This window comes from Ruegeria sp. YKSF57 (assembly GCF_059612585.1).
Map to the genome: position 1 here is coordinate 69058 of NZ_JBXWQW010000019.1, position 17714 is coordinate 86771.

At 58.4% G+C, this 17714-nt stretch carries 18 protein-coding genes and 1 pseudogene; 5 read left to right on the top strand and 14 right to left on the bottom strand.

Annotated elements, in window-relative coordinates; translation table 11 throughout:
• Positions 1-47 precede the first annotated feature (47 nt).
• The 9 genes from purF to AC2FLX_RS09965 all read right to left on the bottom strand — a co-directional run bounded on the left by purF (position 48) and on the right by AC2FLX_RS09965 (position 8220).
• Positions 48-1508, bottom strand: a complete 1461-nt coding sequence (gene purF / locus AC2FLX_RS09925; RefSeq protein ID WP_480748433.1) for an amidophosphoribosyltransferase — start codon at positions 1506-1508, stop codon at positions 48-50.
• Positions 1509-1687: 179 nt separating this feature from the next.
• Positions 1688-2251, bottom strand: a complete 564-nt coding sequence (locus AC2FLX_RS09930) for a CvpA family protein (RefSeq protein WP_480748153.1) — start codon at positions 2249-2251, stop codon at positions 1688-1690.
• Between the two features lie 36 nt (positions 2252-2287).
• The gene (gene radA / locus AC2FLX_RS09935) at positions 2288-3652 is read right to left on the bottom strand and encodes a DNA repair protein RadA (protein ID WP_480748434.1); all 1365 of its coding nucleotides are present in this window, start codon (positions 3650-3652) and stop codon (positions 2288-2290) included.
• A 40-nt stretch (positions 3653-3692) separates the two neighbouring features.
• Positions 3693-4127: a paraquat-inducible protein A gene (locus AC2FLX_RS09940; protein ID WP_480748154.1), complete on the bottom strand. Its 435-nt coding sequence runs from the start codon at positions 4125-4127 to the stop codon at positions 3693-3695.
• Between the two features lie 178 nt (positions 4128-4305).
• A complete protein-coding gene (locus AC2FLX_RS09945; RefSeq protein WP_480748155.1) occupies positions 4306-4668 on the bottom strand; it encodes a hypothetical protein in 363 nt (120 codons plus the stop codon).
• Positions 4669-4676: 8 nt separating this feature from the next.
• Positions 4677-5423, bottom strand: a complete 747-nt coding sequence (locus tag AC2FLX_RS09950; RefSeq protein ID WP_480748156.1) for an ABC transporter ATP-binding protein — start codon at positions 5421-5423, stop codon at positions 4677-4679.
• The gene (locus AC2FLX_RS09955) at positions 5420-6202 is read right to left on the bottom strand and encodes an MlaE family ABC transporter permease (protein WP_496809767.1); all 783 of its coding nucleotides are present in this window, start codon (positions 6200-6202) and stop codon (positions 5420-5422) included. Before AC2FLX_RS09955 ends, AC2FLX_RS09950 begins: the two co-directional genes overlap by 4 nt.
• Positions 6199-7233, bottom strand: a complete 1035-nt coding sequence (gene alr, locus AC2FLX_RS09960; protein ID WP_496809766.1) for an alanine racemase — start codon at positions 7231-7233, stop codon at positions 6199-6201. Before alr ends, AC2FLX_RS09955 begins: the two co-directional genes overlap by 4 nt.
• A gap of 48 nt (positions 7234-7281) precedes the next feature.
• A complete protein-coding gene (locus AC2FLX_RS09965) occupies positions 7282-8220 on the bottom strand; it encodes an isopenicillin N synthase family dioxygenase (RefSeq protein ID WP_496809765.1) in 939 nt (312 codons plus the stop codon).
• A 253-nt stretch (positions 8221-8473) separates the two neighbouring features.
• On the opposite strand from AC2FLX_RS09965, the gene AC2FLX_RS09970 reads away from it, so the two are divergent.
• Together AC2FLX_RS09970 and AC2FLX_RS09975 are read left to right on the top strand one after the other, a co-directional pair.
• On the top strand, positions 8474-8716 hold the full coding sequence (locus tag AC2FLX_RS09970; protein WP_480748160.1) for a hypothetical protein: 243 nt from the start codon (positions 8474-8476) through the stop codon (positions 8714-8716).
• Positions 8713-10182 (top strand): flavin-containing monooxygenase, encoded by a 1470-nt coding sequence (locus AC2FLX_RS09975; RefSeq protein WP_496809764.1) that lies wholly within the window; start codon positions 8713-8715, stop codon positions 10180-10182. Before AC2FLX_RS09970 ends, AC2FLX_RS09975 begins: the two co-directional genes overlap by 4 nt.
• A gap of 65 nt (positions 10183-10247) precedes the next feature.
• Here AC2FLX_RS09975 and AC2FLX_RS09980 read toward each other — a convergent pair whose 3' ends face one another.
• The 3 genes from AC2FLX_RS09980 to pyrC all read right to left on the bottom strand — a co-directional run bounded on the left by AC2FLX_RS09980 (position 10248) and on the right by pyrC (position 13752).
• Positions 10248-11738 (bottom strand): replicative DNA helicase, encoded by a 1491-nt coding sequence (locus tag AC2FLX_RS09980; protein WP_480748162.1) that lies wholly within the window; start codon positions 11736-11738, stop codon positions 10248-10250.
• A gap of 225 nt (positions 11739-11963) precedes the next feature.
• A complete protein-coding gene (locus AC2FLX_RS09985) occupies positions 11964-12644 on the bottom strand; it encodes an orotate phosphoribosyltransferase (protein WP_496809763.1) in 681 nt (226 codons plus the stop codon).
• A 70-nt stretch (positions 12645-12714) separates the two neighbouring features.
• Entirely contained in the window at positions 12715-13752 is a 1038-nt protein-coding gene (pyrC, locus tag AC2FLX_RS09990) for a dihydroorotase (protein ID WP_496809762.1), read from the bottom strand.
• Positions 13753-13869: 117 nt separating this feature from the next.
• Here pyrC and AC2FLX_RS09995 point away from each other — a divergent pair, with 117 nt between their 5' ends.
• The 3 genes from AC2FLX_RS09995 (at position 13870) to AC2FLX_RS10005 (ending at position 16625) form a co-directional block, all read left to right on the top strand.
• Positions 13870-14307: a hypothetical protein gene (locus AC2FLX_RS09995; protein ID WP_480748165.1), complete on the top strand. Its 438-nt coding sequence runs from the start codon at positions 13870-13872 to the stop codon at positions 14305-14307.
• Between the two features lie 106 nt (positions 14308-14413).
• Positions 14414-15322 (top strand): AAA family ATPase, encoded by a 909-nt coding sequence (locus AC2FLX_RS10000; RefSeq protein WP_480748166.1) that lies wholly within the window; start codon positions 14414-14416, stop codon positions 15320-15322.
• A gap of 46 nt (positions 15323-15368) precedes the next feature.
• Positions 15369-16625 (top strand): vWA domain-containing protein, encoded by a 1257-nt coding sequence (locus AC2FLX_RS10005; protein ID WP_480748167.1) that lies wholly within the window; start codon positions 15369-15371, stop codon positions 16623-16625.
• Between the two features lie 50 nt (positions 16626-16675).
• Here AC2FLX_RS10005 and AC2FLX_RS10010 read toward each other — a convergent pair whose 3' ends face one another.
• Together AC2FLX_RS10010 and AC2FLX_RS10015 are read right to left on the bottom strand one after the other, a co-directional pair.
• Positions 16676-17482, bottom strand: a complete 807-nt coding sequence (locus AC2FLX_RS10010) for an ABC transporter permease (RefSeq protein WP_496744858.1) — start codon at positions 17480-17482, stop codon at positions 16676-16678.
• A pseudogene (locus tag AC2FLX_RS10015) lies at positions 17479-17714 on the bottom strand (ABC transporter permease); the annotation flags it as partial. The gene AC2FLX_RS10010 and the pseudogene AC2FLX_RS10015, both read right to left, overlap by 4 nt.

Here is a 17714-nt window from a genome sequence, read left to right on the forward strand (position 1 = left end):
AAAGAAAGGAGCGCAAGCGCTCCTTTATGTTTCTATCCCAGACAAGATCATTCCGCTGCGGGTTGCATCTTGAACCCCTGTTCGATCATGTCCGCGGGGCTCACAGGGTACTCGCCAGAGAAACAGGCGTCGCAATACTGCGGGCATGCCTTGTCGCGTCCACCCGACTGCCCAACGGCTCGGTAAAGACCGTCCAGTGAAATGAACTTGAGGCTGTCGACCGCCAGATGCTTGGTCATTTCCTCTTCGGTCATGGTCGCTGCCAGCAGCTTTTCACGCTGTGGTGTGTCGACACCGTAAAAACAAGGCCAGGCTGTTGGCGGGCTGGCGATCCGGAAATGCACTTCCTTGGCGCCCGCATCCAGGATCATTTCCTTGATCTTGCGGCTGGTCGTGCCACGAACCACCGAGTCGTCCACCAGAATCACCCGTTTGCCCTCGATCAGCGCGCGATTGACGTTCAGCTTGAGCCGCACGCCCATATTTCGGATCTGCTCGGTCGGCTCAATAAAGGTGCGACCCATATATTGGTTGCGAATGATTCCCATTGCATAGGGGATGCCCGATTCCAGCGAAAAGCCGATTGCGGCAGGCGTGCCACTGTCGGGCACCGGGCAAACCAGATCGGCTTCGACCGGACTTTCCTTTGCCAATTCCCGACCGATGGCTTCGCGGGTTTCATAGACCGACCGGCCACCAAGAATGGAATCAGGGCGCGAGAAATAGACGTGCTCGAAAATGCAGAACTTTGGCGGTTGTCGCCGGAATGGAAAGTTGCTTTGGACACCCTTTTCGGCGGTGATCACAACCATCTCGCCCGGTTCGATCTCACGAATGAATTCCGCGCCGATGATGTCCAGTGCACAGGTTTCCGATGCCAGGCACCAGCCGTCACCGATCTTGCCCAGCACCAACGGCCGAACGCCCATCGGATCGCGCACGCCGATCAGCTTGGTCCGTGTCATTGCCACCACTGAAAATGCACCTTCGACCCGGCGCAGGGCGTCTTCCATCCGCTCGGGAATGTTGCGCTGCAGGGAACGCGCCATCAGGTGAATGATGCATTCACTGTCGGACGAAGATTGAAAGATAGAACCGCGTTCAATCAGTTCGCGGCGCAATGCGTTGGCGTTGGTGATGTTACCATTATGGGCAATCGCAGCACCGCCCATGGAAAACTCACCAAAAAACGGCTGCACGTCGCGGATCGCGGTCTGCCCCTTGGACCCGGCCGTCGAATAGCGCACGTGGCCGATCCCCAGTGGTCCGGGCAGGGCTTCCATGATGTCGGCGGATGTGAAGTTGTCGCGGACATACCCGAATCGGCGGACCGAGTTGAAGCCCTGTTCAGGATCGTGGGTGACAATGCCGCCCGCCTCCTGACCGCGATGCTGCAGGGCGTGCAGACCGAGAGCTATGAAGTTGGCAGCATCCTGAACACCGACGACGCCGAATATCCCGCATTCCTCGCGGAGCTTGTCATCGTCAAATGGGTGGGCGGGGGGCATCTGCGGGCTTTGCAAGGCGGGCAGCTCCGATTCCTGTTCCGAGTTGGCCTTCACATAATGCCTCAGACGCCCTGTGTCACCAAAGGATCACGTCCGCGATTTGCCGCAGGTGAAGAAATGAGCGGCCAAAACAAAAAAACCCGGGACTTGCCCGGGCATTTTCAGGAATGGCGGATGAATTACTGCTGCGGGTTGCTGCAGGCCCCGACCAGGTCTTCATATTGCTGGGTGACCCATCCGAGCGCCTGTTCGGGGTTTTGTTCTTCGATCTTGGCGCTGAACTGCGCAAAAACCTCGGCCGAGCGGCTTTCATCGACAATGGTGAAGTTCTGACCGGTCATTACAGTGTCGTAGACAAAGAACGCGATGGCCACCAGGACGATGCCCCGCGCCACGCCAAAGAAGAACCCCAACGCCTGATCCAGCCCGCCCAGAGCCGAACGTTGAACCAGCGAGGAAAAGAGTGGTGTGAATACGCTGACCACGATCAGGGCTACGGCAAAAACCGCTGCGAAAGCGGTAATGACGGACAACTCGCAACTGTCCCGCAGGAATTCGCCCAAAACGGGCACTTCTTTGATCAGCGGCATCGCCTTTGGCGCAAACAGGAAAGCCAGAACAGCAGCTGCGACCCAGCCGACGATGGCGAGCGTTTCGCGCACCAATCCCCGGGAATAGGCCAGCAGCGCTGACAGCACGATGATCAGGGCAACGACCCCGTCGATGATGGTGAAACCTTCCATGGTGTTAGCCTGCTCTTTTCTGCCTCGGGCGCGATACTAGCCTGCTCCGAAGGTTTCGCCAACAAACCCCACCAGATCAGATGGTCGGGTGAGTGTCAGTCCTGCCACAGTGGCCGTTTTGCCACCTGCCGGAGCAATTGCTGACGTGAAACCAAGTTTTTGCGCTTCTTTCAACCTGTTTTCGGTTTGCGGGGCCGGTCTTAGTGCACCTGACAAAGAAATTTCGCCAAAAACGACGGTGTCGGCTGGCAGGGCAGCGTCTTCGCGCGCACTCATCAGCGCTGCGGCAACCGCCAGATCGGCGGCGGGTTCGGAAATCTTCAGCCCGCCCGCGACGTTAAGATAGACATCGAGCCCTGCAAAGGGGATGCCGCAACGCGCCTCAAGCACGGCCAGAATCATCGCCAAACGCCCGCTGTCCCATCCAACAACCGTGCGACGAGGCTGAGAATGGGGCGAAGGGGCGACCAGCGCCTGCAACTCGACCAATACGGGGCGTGTGCCTTCGATCCCGGCAAATACTGCCGAGCCGGGGCTGGGTTTGCCGCGTTCGGACAAAAACAGGGCCGATGGGTTTCTGACCTCGGCCAGCCCCCTGCCTGTCATCTCGAAAACCCCAATCTCGTCCGCTGGACCAAACCGGTTCTTGACCGCACGCAGGATACGGAACTGATGCCCGCGCTCGCCTTCAAAATACAAAACCGTATCGACCATGTGTTCGACCACGCGGGGGCCGGCGATCTGGCCTTCCTTGGTGACGTGACCCACCATGATGATCGATACGCCGTGCCGCTTGGCGAAAGAGGTCAACTCATGCGCTGCCGCGCGGACCTGGCTGACCGAACCGGGGGCGCTGTCGACGTTGTCGGCCCACATGGTCTGGATCGAATCGATGATGGCAAGGCCGGGTTTTTCCGCCTCGAGCGTTGTCAGGATGTCGCGCAGATTGGTCTCAGCGGCCAGTTGCACCGGCGCATCGGCAAGGCCAAGCCGGCGTGCACGCATGCGCACCTGTGCGCTGGCTTCCTCCCCCGAGACATAGATGGTTTTCAAACCCGTTCGGGCGAATCGTGCCGCCGCCTGCAAAAGCAGGGTGGATTTGCCTATTCCTGGATCACCCCCCACCAATATGGCCGAGGCGGGGACCAATCCACCACCCAGAACGCGGTCCAGCTCATCGACGCCACAGATGGTGCGGGGCGGCGGCGTTTCCTCTGCCGCCAGATCGCTCAGCGTGATGGCCCGCCCACGTTTGCCGCCCAACGATTTCGACGCGGGACCGGCGGACAGCGGTACCTCCTGCGCGATGGTGTTCCACTCGCCGCAGGCGTCACAACGGCCCGACCACCGCGAATGGGCCGCGCCGCAACTTGTACAGGTGAAGGTTTTCGTCTTTGCCATGCCGCCCTTGGTGCCCGAGGACGCGCGCCGCATCAAGCCCTCAGGTTGCGCGGCGCTCGGTCAGAAAGCCTAGCACCATCGACGCCAGGATGCAGCCAGTGAACAGGTAAAGCCCCCAGGCCGTTTCTATGGTGGCGTAGGAGATTCCCTTGGCCAGCGTTATGTAAAGCGCGATGAGGAAGATATCGGCCATCGCCAGCTTGCCGAGGATGTTCAGCGCGGGCTGTAGGCGAGGGTCCAGCAGGTTCCACTGGATCAGCGCGGTGCCGATGGTTTTGATGTAGGGGGCTAAGAGAGCGAAGACGGTAACGACGAGGGCCAGAAAAATGTCGGATGTCCACAGCGATTGCAGCCCGGTGATCACGCTGATCTCGCTGAGGCCGAAGATCGGCAGTAGCCCTGCGCGCATCAGTGGAGCGAACCACGCGATGGGGTAGAGGAGCAGGAGCGAAAGGGTGGCGAGGCGGATGAGCATGGCGGCTTGTTTTTGTTGGTTCGCCTAGACTTGCGCGTTTCCTATCAAATTTGAAAGAGGGAAAGGTAACTTGAGCGCATCAGTCGGTCGCAGGGTGAATCGTGTTTTGCACCCGGTAGGAGTATTGGCAAAAAGAAATGGGCTAGCGGCCCTTTTGGACTCGCCCAATACGGATTGATCAAAGAAAGATGACTGCAAACATGACATACCCCGCAACAGCACAAAGCAGCGCTGAAATAGCTGCGTGTAGGCGAAACGAGCTTTGGATAAATGCTTGGAAAATTAGAACCTCGACAGCAATAAATGCGCCTAGTGTCACCAAGTGAAGATGCCACGACATGTGCCGTCGCAGATCGGAACCGCTGGCATTTACGAAGATCAGCAGAGCAAGCCAAAGGAATGTCATGGATGGCAGTGTAGCCAACAATACTCCTGCTTTTCGACTGTCCGGCTCGAGTTGCAATTTCATGCCCAGCCACACTGTTACGGCTGCAGCCACAAAGGGTGAAGCCAATAGAAACAGCGCGATAGAACCTTCCAACGGTCCTATCAACGCACCGCCTCAATCGGCCCTTCCGCCCGCCCGTAAATGAACTGATCCAGATAGGGATCGCCGCTCGTGTCCATCTCGCTCACAGGCCCGGTCCACTGGATCAGCCCGTCATGCAGCATCGCCACGTTGTCGGCAATCGCGCGGACGGAACTCATGTCGTGGGTGATGGTCATCGCGGTGGCGCCCATCTCGGTCACGATTTCGCGGATCAGGTCGTTGATGACGCCGGACATGATCGGGTCGAGGCCGGTGGTGGGTTCGTCAAAAAAGATGATCTCGGGCTCGGCGGCGATGGCGCGGGCCAGCCCCACGCGTTTCTGCATGCCGCCTGACAGTTCCGCCGGAAGCCGGTCGGCGACGTCGGATTTCAGGCCCACTCGGCGCAGCTTTTCGATAGCGATTTCGCGCGCCTCGTCCGCCGGGCGTTTCAGCGACCCGCGCAGCAGGCGAAAGGCCACGTTCTGCCAGACGGGCAGAGAATCGAACAAAGCGCCGCCCTGAAACAGCATGCCAAACCTTGCCAGAAACGCATCACGGTCGCCTTCGGTCGCATCGCGCCCATCGACGAAGATCTTGCCGCTGTCGGGCGCAATCAGCCCTAGAATGCATTTCAGCGCCACGGATTTTCCGGTGCCCGATCCGCCGATGATCACCATTGAGGTGCCCTTTGGAATCTCAAGGTTCATTCCTTGTAGAACCCGATTGTCGCCAAAGGCCTTATGAACGTTCTCCATCCGGATCATATCGAGAAAAACACCCCTGTCAGAACGAAGTTGGCGGCAAGGATCAGCACGGCAGCGGCCTCGACCGACCCCTTGGTGGCGCGGCCCACGCCCTGCGCCCCACGGCCCGAGTTCATGCCGTAGTAGCATCCCATCAGCGCCGCGATGACGCCAAAGGCCGCCCCCTTGACCAATGACGAAACAATGTCGCGGGTTTCAAGAAAATCCACGGTATTCTGCAAATAGGCGGCGGCATTGAAGCCCAGATTTTGCGTCGCCACAACATAACCACCAGCGATTCCAATGATGTCTCCGACGCCGACCAGAACTGGCACTGTAATCAGCGCGGCCAACACGCGTGGGGCGGTCAGGTACTTCATCGGATGCGTCGACAGGGTGACCAGCGCATCGATCTGCTCGGTCACTTTCATCGTGGCGATTTCGGCGGCAATCGACGACGTCACGCGAGCCGCGATCATCAGGCCGACCAGAACCGGTCCAAGCTCTCGCACCATGCCGATTGCGACGATCTGGGGTACCACGGCCTCGGCGTTGAAACGTGCACCGCCTGCATAGATCTGCAACGCCAGCGCGCCACCGGTGAAAATCGCGGTCAGGCCGACGACTGGCAGCGACAGCCAGCCGATATTCAGCAGAGCCACACCAAATTCGCGCAGATAATAGGGCGGGCGGAAAATATGCGATATCGCATCAAACGCGAACAGGCCGACCCGCCCGAATGCAGCAAGGACGGTCAAAACTGTTCGACCAAGTCCGGCCAGAAGAGCGAGAGGGTTCATTCCACGTATTTCCGTGCATATCGCGCGCCAAGCGAGGTGAGGATTTCGTAACCGATTGTTCCGGCGATTTTTGCCAGATCATCCACGGTCTGCTGCGCATTCAATATCTGCAGAGCCTCGGGGACGTGGCCTGCGTCGGTGACGTCGATTGTAATCAGGTCCATCGAGATGCGCCCGACGACCGGACAAGGCGTTCCGCAGGCATAGGCCTTGATCCCCCCGCCTGTGGCCCGATGCAGGCCGTCAGCATACCCGGCAGCGACAGTTGCGATCCGCGACGGACGCGTGGCTGTCCAGGCGTTGGCATAGCCCACGGTCTCACCGGGCTGTACGTGCCGAACCTGCACGATTGGAAGATCGACGGTGACGACTGGTTTTGCCTCGGCAAAGGGCTGGCCACCATAAAGACCGACGCCGGGTCGGCAGAAATCGAAATGATAGTCTGACCCCAATAGCAATCCGCCCGTCGCCGCAAGCGACTTGGGAACATTAATTCCTTCCGTCATCTCTCTGAAAACGTGTAATTGCTGCGTGTTCATCGGATGATCTGGCTCATCTGCACAGGCCAGATGCGACATGATCAGAACGGGGTTTCTGGACAGTGCCGTTTCGCGCAACTCAGCCCAATCGGCAGGCTCAAGACCCAGCCGGTTCATGCCGCTGTCCAGTTGGATGCCAAAGGGGTGACCCGACAACGTTTCCATGTGACGCTGGAATTGTTCGGCAGAGTTGAGCATCGGCACAAGATCATAGTCGCGCAGGATATCAGTATCGCCCAGCATATGTCCCGAAAACACGGCAATCAGCGGTCCCGGTCCAAGTGCCTCACGCACCGCCACGCCTTCACCTGCGACGGCGACAAAGAACTTTCGAGCACCCGCCTTGGCCAGCGCGGGTGCAACACGCCGAACACCCAGGCCGTAGGCATCCGCCTTGACCACAGCCGCGGTCTCAACGGTGTTTCTTGCGTCAAGCGCCCGCCAATTATCGGCGAGCGCGGACAGGTCAATGGTCAGACGTGCAGTACTCATGGGCTCCGTTCATGACATCGGACGCCCGCAGGTCAAGAGGGAAAAGATCTAACTTTGTGCTGGTTTGTGGGCGTCATAGGCCGCTTCCAGTTCCCCGCGCAGAAAATCCGCAAAAAGAAGCGGTTTGTACCGGGGGGTACCGGTCCCCGGCAGGGGTTCGATCACGGTATTGACATGCGGGTCGAAGAAAAACGGGCAGCTGTACCGTTCGCGACCCGAGCGGTTGATCACCCGGTGCGGTGTCGAGAGCAGTCGCCCATTACTCATCCGGTGCAGCATGTCACCGACGTTGACCACAAACGTGCCGGGCCGTGTTGGCACATCCACCCAGTTTCCTGCGGGAGTCATGACTTGCAGGCCGCCCACGTTGTCCTGCGCCAGAAGGGTTAGACAGCCAAAATCCGTATGTGGAGCCGAGCCGAAAAGGTCATCAGGGCTGGCGTTAGGTTGCGGTGGATAGTGCAACAGGCGCAACCAGATGGTCGGGGTTGAAAACGCGTCAAGTATTGAGGTGTCTGTCACACCAGATGCTTGTAGTGCGATCTTCATCAGTCGCCCCCCAAGGGTGGACATGGTGTTGGCATAAGAATTCAAGGTTTCGCGGAATCCTGGCAAATCCGGCCAACGGTTCGGGCCGGATAAATAAACATCGGGGTCGGCAGCCATATCCTCGCGCATCATCATGAAACTCGCGGATTGATTCGGCTTGGTCACGACGGCCAGCGTCGAATTGACGTCCGTCGACGTATTGATCGGGATATAACCGCGGTGGCTCTGGTCGACCGCAATGGCCATCTTGGCTTCGATCGGCAGCGCGTGAAATTGGCGCGATGCTTCAAAGACTGCTTCAACCAGAGCCGGGTCGACTCCGTGCTCTTCGACATAACCGAAGCCGGTGACGCCATAGGCGGCACGAAAATCGGCGGCGATCTCTGAATCGGGTCGGTCGCCCAGCCGAATGACGGGGATTTCAGTAAATTCTGTCATGGTGTTCTCGCTTTGAGTTTGGGTGAAAACAGGGGCAGCAGTGCCCCCGATCTATCCGGCAAAGCGTTTACGGCGGTGGCCGAAATGGCGCGCCAAGATCTCACGGCGCGGCAGGTTGAGGAATACCTTGGTCATGCGCCAATCTGTGAACCATTCTCGGCCCTGAGGTCAAGCGTCGTGTCGTCCGCAACTCGTCTGCACATCAGAAATAGGTTTTATGTTATATTGCTGGTAGGACATCATGGGGGGCACCATGTCTGCGTTTTTTTGGGCGGGAACCTTTTTGGGGGCCGTCATCGGTTTTTTTCACCTGTTCATCATCGTCTCAGCCCGGTCAAGGTTGGCTGATCCTCAGCCGCTGAAATCTGTCTGGCAGGGGCTTTGGGTCTGGGCGCTGTGGACGATATTCGGCGCGTATATTCTTGCGCTTTGGGTGTTGGGTGCGCTCCTTCTTCTTGGATCACGCATATTCGGTATAGGGCGGGCCGAGCGATGAACCCGGGCAACATCAAAGAAGCGCTGATCATCGGGGCCGGAGTTTCGGGTCTGGCAACGGCCAAATGCCTACAGGAAAAGGGTATTAAATGCACGATCCTTGATCGAAACCCGGAGTTGGGCGGTGTGTGGGCTGATGGGTACTACGATTTCGGAGTACAGGTCCAAAAGGACCTCTATGAGTTTCCGGATTTTCCCTTGTCCGAGTCCGCCTCTCCGTTCACGCCCGGTCCGGAATTTCAGAAATACCTGAGAGACTATTGCGCGCATTACGACATCACGGACCGCCTGCGGCTGGGCACGCGAGTTACGTCTGTACGCCAGTCTGGCGAGGTGTGGGAGGTCGACACCGACCAGAATGGTCTGTCAAAGACCAGGACGGCAGATCTTTTGGTCATCGCCACCGGCCTCTATTCCGAACAACCGCACATGCCGGTGATCGAAGGGCAGGACGGGTTCAGTGGGGAAATTCTTCATAGTAGCCAGGTCAAGACACTCGACGTGCTCAAAGGCAAACGCGTGGCCGTGGTTGGATATGGCAAAAGCGCAACCGATATCGCAGGATCGGCCACCGACGTTGCTGACAAGGTGCATCTGGTTTTTCGCACAGCACATTGGCCGGTGCCCAGAAATCTGCTGGGGTTGCTGCCATTCAAATGGGGAATGCTGACGCGGCTGGTTGCGGCCCTGATCCCACCCTATGTTCGACCGACGCCAATGGTACGGGCCTTGCATAATGTGGGCTACCCGCTGCCCTGGCTGTTCTGGCGCGTGGTCGAGGTTCTGCTGCGGACACAGCAGGGTTTGGGTATGCGGATTTCAAACGGCAAAAACCTGGTGCCGGATCACCCGGTGGAACTGGATGCGTTCAGCGAAGTCACGATGGTCCCGCGACCCGGCCTTCTGAAAAAAATTCGCAGTGGCGGGATTTCGGCTCACCGCAGCGCGATAGCTCGGTTTGACAGCAATAAACTCGTGCTTGCAGATGGCGAGGCGCTTGACGTCGATTGCGTGGTGTTCGGTACAGGGTGGCGAACAGGGCTGGACCAATTGCCGGATGATCTTCGCACGAGACTTGGGGAAGGGACGGATGGCATTTATCTGTACCGGCATATCCTGCATCCCGAAGTTCCAAACTTGGCCTTCGTCGGTCGCGCCTCGTCGTTCATGAGTGTAACCACATTTGCGCTGCAGGCCCGTTGGCTGGCCGAGGTCGCCGTTGGCAATGTCGAACTTCCTTCGTCCGAAGCGATGCAGGGCGCGATCGACGGCCTGCGGCGCTGGAAGCAATCATGGATGCCCGACGGGCCTGCACGCTCGGCAACCTTGCTTTTGCATATGGCCCACTACCATGATGAACTCTTGAACGATCTGGGCCATGATCCGTTGAGGAAAACCGGTTTATTCGCACCGCTCAAAGAAGTTCTGGTTCCATATTGCGCCCAAGATTATCGCGACGTCACCTGAGCTTGGAACAGGCGCTCCGTCGTCGGAAAACTGCATTGGAACCGACTACCACATTGTGGGTTGACTCAGTACCCTTCGATCTCTCCGCCCTGCTGCCAGGGTTTGACCAGATTGCCGAAGCGGGTGAATTGTGCTTCGAATGACAGCTCGACTGTGCCAATTGGGCCATGGCGCTGTTTGCCAACGATCAACTCGGCCTTTCCGTGCAGCCGCTCCATGGCGTTTTTCCACTCTTCCATCTTGTCCAACTCGTGATCGCCGGGCTTTTCGCGTTCTTTGTAGTACTCTTCGCGGAAAACGAACATCACGACATCGGCATCCTGCTCGATCGAGCCCGATTCCCGCAGGTCGGACAGTTGCGGGCGTTTGTCGTCCCGGTTTTCCACCTGACGCGAAAGCTGGGACAGCGCGATGACGGGAATGTTCAACTCTTTGGCAATCGCTTTCATGCCCATTGAGATTTCTGCAATCTCGTTCACGCGGTTGTCCGACATGCCCCGGCATAATTGCAGATAGTCGATGACCAGCAAGTCCAGTCCGTGTGTCCGCTTGAGGCGACGCGCGCGCGCCGCCAACTGGGAAATTGGCAATGCAGGTGTGTCATCGATGAAAAGTGGGCAGGCTTCCAGCTCTTTGGCGGCATCCACGAACCGGCGGAATTCGGCCTCGGTCATATCGCCCTGACGTATCTTGTGCGACGAGATCTCGGAGGCCTCGGCCAGAACCCGGCCCGCCAATTGCTCGGCGCTCATTTCCAGCGAAAAGAACCCGACGACGCCGCCATCGACCGCGCCTTGGGAGCCGTCCGACCTGGTTCCGCGCCGATAGGCCTTTGCCACATTGAACGCGATATTGGTTGCCAACGAGGTCTTGCCCATCGAGGGGCGTCCGGCAAGAATGATCAGGTCCGACGGATGCAACCCGCCCAACTGCTTGTCCAGATCGACCAGGCCGGTCGAAATTCCTGCCATTCCGCCACCGCGCTGATAGGCCTCGTTGGTGACGTTGACTGCTTCGGTCACGGCCTTGAGAAAGGACTGGAACCCCTGTTCCGTCTGCCCCTGTTCCGAAAGCTGGTAAAGCGCCTGCTCGGCTTCGACGATCTGTTCTTTCGGCTCGCTCGCCACGTCGACCCGCGCCGCCTTATCCGAGATGTCCCGCCCCAGCCGGATCAACTCACGCCGGATAGCCAGATCATAGATCATCTGCGCATAGTCGCGCACAGCAAAGGCGCTGATCGAGGCACCGGCCAGCTTGACCAGATAGGCTGGTCCGCCCAGTTCCTTGAGGCCCTCATCCTCGGCCATAAAGGATTTCAGTGTCACCGGAGAGGCGAGCGCGTTCTTGGCTATACGTGCTGCGGCCACTTCATAGATGCGTGTGTGCACCGGATCAAAGAAATGCTCGGCCCCGATGATCGAGGCGATGCGGTCATATAGGTCGTTGTTTGTCAGGATCGCGCCCAGCAACTGCTGCTCGGCTTCGATCGAATGCGGCATGGTTTCGGCATTCTGAATCTGTGCCGTTGCCTGCCCGATACTGCTGATCTCGTTCATTCTTGTCCCCGTCGCCTTACCGCCCTGTCTACACGTATGCGCGAGGACTGCGCCATCTGGAAATCCCTGTGGTTAACTCACCGGGAGACCGTGGGATAACTTCGTACAGCAGGGCTTGGTTGTTATTGGGATGGTACATCATGTGGCGCATTAAAGAAAGTACCACAATATTTTGTCCGAGGTAGTACGATTCGGCTTTAATTATCCACATTCGGTTCCACCGAGTTACGTCGGTTTGTTGGCCTCCTGCCAGCCGCGCGGGTCATTCAGAAACGCTTCAACTCCGTCCAGAGTTTCGGAATCAAACGCGCCTTGCACCTTGGCTTCAGCCAGCACATCCCACCAAGTGCAAAGGTGATGCAACTTAACGCCATGTTCGCCCAGTGTCTCCTCCGTTTCGGGGAAGATGCCGTAATAGAAAATAACCGCCGTGTGGCCGCAGGTGGCTCCGGTTGCGCGGATCGCGTCGACAAAGCTGAGTTTTGATCCGCCATCGGTGGTCAGATCTTCGACCAGCAACACTCGCTGGCCCTCGCTCATCACACCTTCTATCCGGGCATTGCGACCGTATCCTTTGGGTTTTTTGCGAACATAGGTCATCGGCAGCGCCATACGCTCAGCCACCATGGCTGAAAAGGGAATGCCTGCGGTTTCACCGCCCGCGATGTTGTCAAAGGCCTCGAATCCCGCGTTGCGCATCACGGTAACGGTCAGAAAATCCATCAGCGTAGATCGAATGCGCGGGTACGAGATCAGCTTGCGGCAATCGATGTAGGTCGGACTTGGCAGGCCACTGGCCAGCGTGAACGGTTCGCGCGCATTGAAATGCACGGCCTTGATCTCCAAAAGCATCCGTGCGGTCAGACGGGCGATTTCGGTGGCGTCGGGAAAGCTAGACGGGATCATACTGTTCAATCCTTGGATCTGGTCAGAGAGGCTGTCCGCCTCCGGCGGGAGCATTTGGGAAAAGATGCAGTCAGTGAACGTGCCAATGCAAAGGAAACCCGGGATCAAACACCGTCACTGGCCCTTCACCGGTTTCGATCTTTGTGGGATAGGCCACCGGCTTCCCCTTGATCAGGGTGATCGTTCCTGTGTTCACCGGCAACCGATAGAAGGCAGGCCCATTCAACGAGGTGAACGCCTCCAGCTTGTCCAATGCGCCTTCGCGATCGAACATCTCGGCCACCAGTGACATCGTGTTGGTGGCGGTGAAGCATCCCGCGCAACCGCAGGCCATTTCTTTGCTTGCATCGGTATGCGGCGCGCTGTCGGTACCCAGAAAAAACCTCTCATCGCCAGATGTGGCGGCGGCGAGCAGCGCAACGCGGTGCTCCTCGCGCTTTGCGACCGGCAGGCAATAGTAGTGCGGCTTGATGCCACCCACGAGAATATGGTTGCGGTTGATGATCAAGTGGTGGGCCGTGATTGTTGCGCCCAGATCCTTTGCGTTTGCCTTGACGTAGTCCACGCCATTTGACGTTGTGATATGCTCCATCACCACGCGTAGTCCGGGCGTTGCCCTACGAATCGGGTCAAGAACGTTTTCGATGAACACCGCCTCTCGGTCGAAAATATCGATCTGTGTGTCCGTGACTTCGCCATGGACGCATAATGGCAAGCCGATCTCGGCCATCCTCTCCAGCACATTGCGGACCTTGTCAAAGTCGCGCACGCCCGAAGCCGAGTTCGTTGTCGCCCCGGCAGGATACAGTTTGACGGCCTTGATCAATCCGTTGGCATAAGCGCTGGTCACGTCCTCTGGGTTGGTATCCTCGGTCAGATAGAGCGTCATCAGAGGCTCGAACGAGATCCCCTCGGGTAGGGCCGCCAGGATTCGGTCGCGATAAGCGGCTGCCTGATTACCAGTTACCACCGGTGGCACAAGGTTGGGCATGATGATCGCACGGGCGAAATGGCGGGCGGTTTCCGGCAGTACGGCCCGCAACATCGCGCCATCGCGCAGGTGGAGATGCCAATCGTCGGGGCGGCGGATCGTGAGGCTTTGTGTCATGGCGCACCCGCTAGCACAGGCGGGGCGGTCGGGAAAGCCCCAGCGGTGAGGGGCGAGGCAATTTGCGCGCTTCTCAGACCGCTGTAGCCCATGCAGGCTAAGGCATCGGGAGTCATCATGAAAAAGACGTTGACGTTCAGACATGTCTATCCGACCGACCCGGATCGGTTGTTCGAACTGGTCACCGACCTCGACACGCTCGAGGCAGTGACCCGGCCGTGGATGCGCTTCGATCATTTGCCATCGGGGCCAGTGCACGAAGGGCAGGTGATCGATGTCGACCTGTCGCTGTTTGGCCTTCTGCCTGCTCGGCCCTATAGGATGGTGGTCACCAAGTGCACGGATGCCGGGCATCAGATGACATCGGACGAAACCGGGATGGGAACGCATCTTGTGCACCGGCTCGAAGTGCATCCCTGCGCCCAAGGCGCGGAGCTTGTGGACATTATCGAGGTGGAAAGCGGATGGGCAGCCCCCATTGTGACGCTCTGGTTGTGTTTGACACATCACTGGAGGCACCACATTCGCATGCGGCTTGTAAGGAGTTCGAAATGAGTGCGCCCCGATTGCCGATCAGCGAAGTTGACATATGTCCTGAAAAACGCGCGACTTGACGCGCCGGACCTGTCGTGACCTGTTGGGCACAATCGGGGGAGAGTGGATGAACAAGCCAGAAACAATCGGTGCGGTGCAGGAATTGCTGGCTGCTCAAGGATATGTCTGTGGGCGGCCGTTGGCTACGGTCGTTTTCCTGGCGCTCAAGCTGGGCCGCCCCTTGTTTTTGGAGGGCGAGGCTGGCGTCGGCAAGACCGAGATTGCCAAGGCGCTCGCCGCAGGGCTGAACCGCCGCCTGATCCGGCTGCAATGTTACGAAGGGTTGGACGCTTCGTCAGCAGTCTATGAGTGGAACTTCCCCGCCCAAATGGTCGCAATCCGAACTGCCGAGGCTTCGGGAGGGGCCGACCGAACGGCCTTGCAAACCGAGTTGTTTTCGGACGAGTTTCTGATCGAACGTCCCCTTCTGCAAGCCATGCGTCCGGATGAACTCGGTTCTCCGGTGTTGCTAATCGACGAATTGGACCGCACAGACGAACCGTTCGAGGCTTTCCTGCTGGAAGCACTGAGCGATTTCCAGGTGACGATTCCGGAACTTGGAACCGTCAAGGCTCCTGAATCGCCTATCGTTATCCTGACATCGAACCGCACCCGCGAAGTTCATGACGCGCTGAAGCGCCGATGCCTATATCACTGGGTGGACTACCCGAGTTTTGAACGCGAAGTCGAGATTTTGCATGCCCGCGCGCCGGAGGCTGCGGAAAACCTGAGTCGTCAGATCGTCGCCTACGTCCAGCAGTTGCGCACCGAAGACCTGTTCAAGAAACCCGGCGTTGCGGAAACGATTGACTGGGCCAAATGCCTTTTGGCGCTGGATGTCCTTGATCTGAGTCCCGAAGTGATCGGTGACACCGTTGGGGCAATATTGAAATATCAGGACGATATCCAGAAACTGCAGGGATCCGAAGCCAAGCGCATTCTCGATCAGGCCAAGGCATCGCTGGAACCGGTCTGATGCCCGACCGGTCAAAACATATCCCGCAAGGCATTGCTGAACGCTGATGGCCGAACAACTTCCGCTGGATATTCCCGACAAGCCGAAGCTGGCGCAGAACATCACGCATTTCGCCCGTGCTCTGCGCAAGGCCGGGCTGCCCATAGGACCAGGCCGAGTGGTTGATGCCATTCGTGCGGTCGAAGCGGCGGGATTTTCGGAAAAGGAAGATTTCTTCTGGACGCTGCACGCCTGCTTCGTAAACCGACCGGAACACCGGGCCGTGTTTGCGCAGGTGTTCCGGCTTTATTGGCGCGATCCGCGATACCTTGAACACATGATGGCAATGATGCTGCCAGCGCTACGCGGCGTGCAGGAGGAACGCAAGGCGGATGCGGGCGCGAAACGCGCTGCCGAGGCCTTGCTGGAAGGTGTGCAGCGCGACCTGCCCGAATCTCAACAAGAGGAAGAGGCGACCGAGATAGAAGTTGACGCCTCGCGCACGGCTTCCAGAGAGGAACGTCTTCGCACATTGGATTTCGAACAGATGAGCACCGAGGAAATCGCTCTGGCCAAGCGCATGCTGGCGCGGCTTTCACTTCCGGTCAAACCCATCTTGTCACGACGGGGGCGGGCCAGCCATTCGGGCAATCGCATCGACCGTGCCCGCACTCTGCGCACAGCCATGCGTCAGGGCGGTGAGTTGCGTGATATTGCACGCCTCAAACCACGTCCGCGTTGGCCCAACCTCGTCGCCCTCTGCGATATTTCCGGATCGATGAGCCAATACAGCCGCATGATCCTGCACTTTCTGCATGCTGTTTCGAACACGCGTGGCGCGGGTTGGGCGCGCGTACACGCCTTCACATTCGGAACGCGGCTGACCAATATCACTCGTCACCTGCATCAACGCGACGTAGACGCGGCTTTGATGGCAGCGGGCGCAGAGGCGCAGGATTGGGAAGGGGGAACTCGGATCGGAGAATGCCTGCACATATTCAATCGCGACTGGTCGCGCCGGGTCATGGGACAGGGTGCGGTTGTTCTATTGATAACCGACGGCCTTGACCGCGGTGATCCGGAGCGTCTGGCGCACGAGATGGAGCGCCTCCACCTCTCTTCGCGCCGCTTTATCTGGCTCAACCCGCTTTTGCGCTGGGACGGTTTCGCGCCCAAAGCTCGCGGCGTCGCAGCGATGCTGCCGCATGTGGACAGTTTCCGGGCCGGGCATTCCATAGCGTCGCTGGAAGACCTCGCAACCGCAATTTCGACACCTGAGGACGTAGGGGAAAAAGATCGCCTCTTGACGTCACTGCATGTCTGAAGCCGTTCGCCCAGAAGACCGTTACCCTATTTGACGGCCTTAGAGCACTCCTATCGCGCGAGGTTCAGACGGAACCGCATCTTGGCGCGTTGCCCGTTCGGGAGGTGCCGGTTCAGGCGCTTGTTCACCAGACTGAATGCCCACGATATCAACAGCGTCAGCAAGATGAAATAGAAAGCCAGGATCGGGTAGGCCACGAAGGGGTTGAAAGTTTTGTCGGCAAAATAGCTGGCGTAGTAAAGCGCGTCGCCGCGCTGCTGCCAGGCTGGGAAGGCCGAGAAAAAAACAAGTGTGGTGGCGTGGAACAAAAAGATCGCCTCGTTGGTGTAGGCGGGCCAAGCCAGCCGCAGCATAGTCGGCCACACGATGCGGCGGAAGCGCGGCCAACCGGACATGCCATAGGCATCGGCGGCTTCCAGATCGCCTTTGGGAATCGAGCGCAAAGCGCCGTAGAAGATTTCGCCCGAATAAGCTGCGGTGTTCAGAAACAGAACGATCAGCGCCCCCAACCAAGCCGAAGTGAAGTCGTCAAACATCGGATAGCTTTTCTTCAGCGACAGGAAGAAGAAATAGGCAAAGAAGAATTGGATAAAGAGCGGCGAGCCGCGGAACACGAATATGAACCATTCCGACGGTTTGCGCACCCAGCGGTTGACCGAGCTTTTTCCGACTGCCAGAGCGGTCGCGAGGAAAAAGCCGGTGGTCAACGCCATAAGGCCGAAATAGATGTTCCAGATCATGCCCGAGCCGATCAAAGTGAAATGCTCACACAGCGTAAAATCACTTTTGGGCAAAAGCCGTTCACCGATACCGATCGACCGCAGGCCATAGTCGTGGATGGTTTGCAGGCAACTCATGCGGTGGTCTCCTTGCGCAGCAGCTCACCGCCGGATGTCGCCTGCCCGTGGGACAGTTTGCGCATCAGCTTTTCGAGGCCGATCTCAGAGACCCGGGTCATACCGAGATAGAAGACCAGCAGGAACAGGAAGTACCACATTCGCCAGTCGCCGTGGGGGTACTGGGTGAATTTTGAGGTCTTTGTGCCGCCGATCTCTCGCGCCCAATAGACGATATCTTCAATCCCCAGCA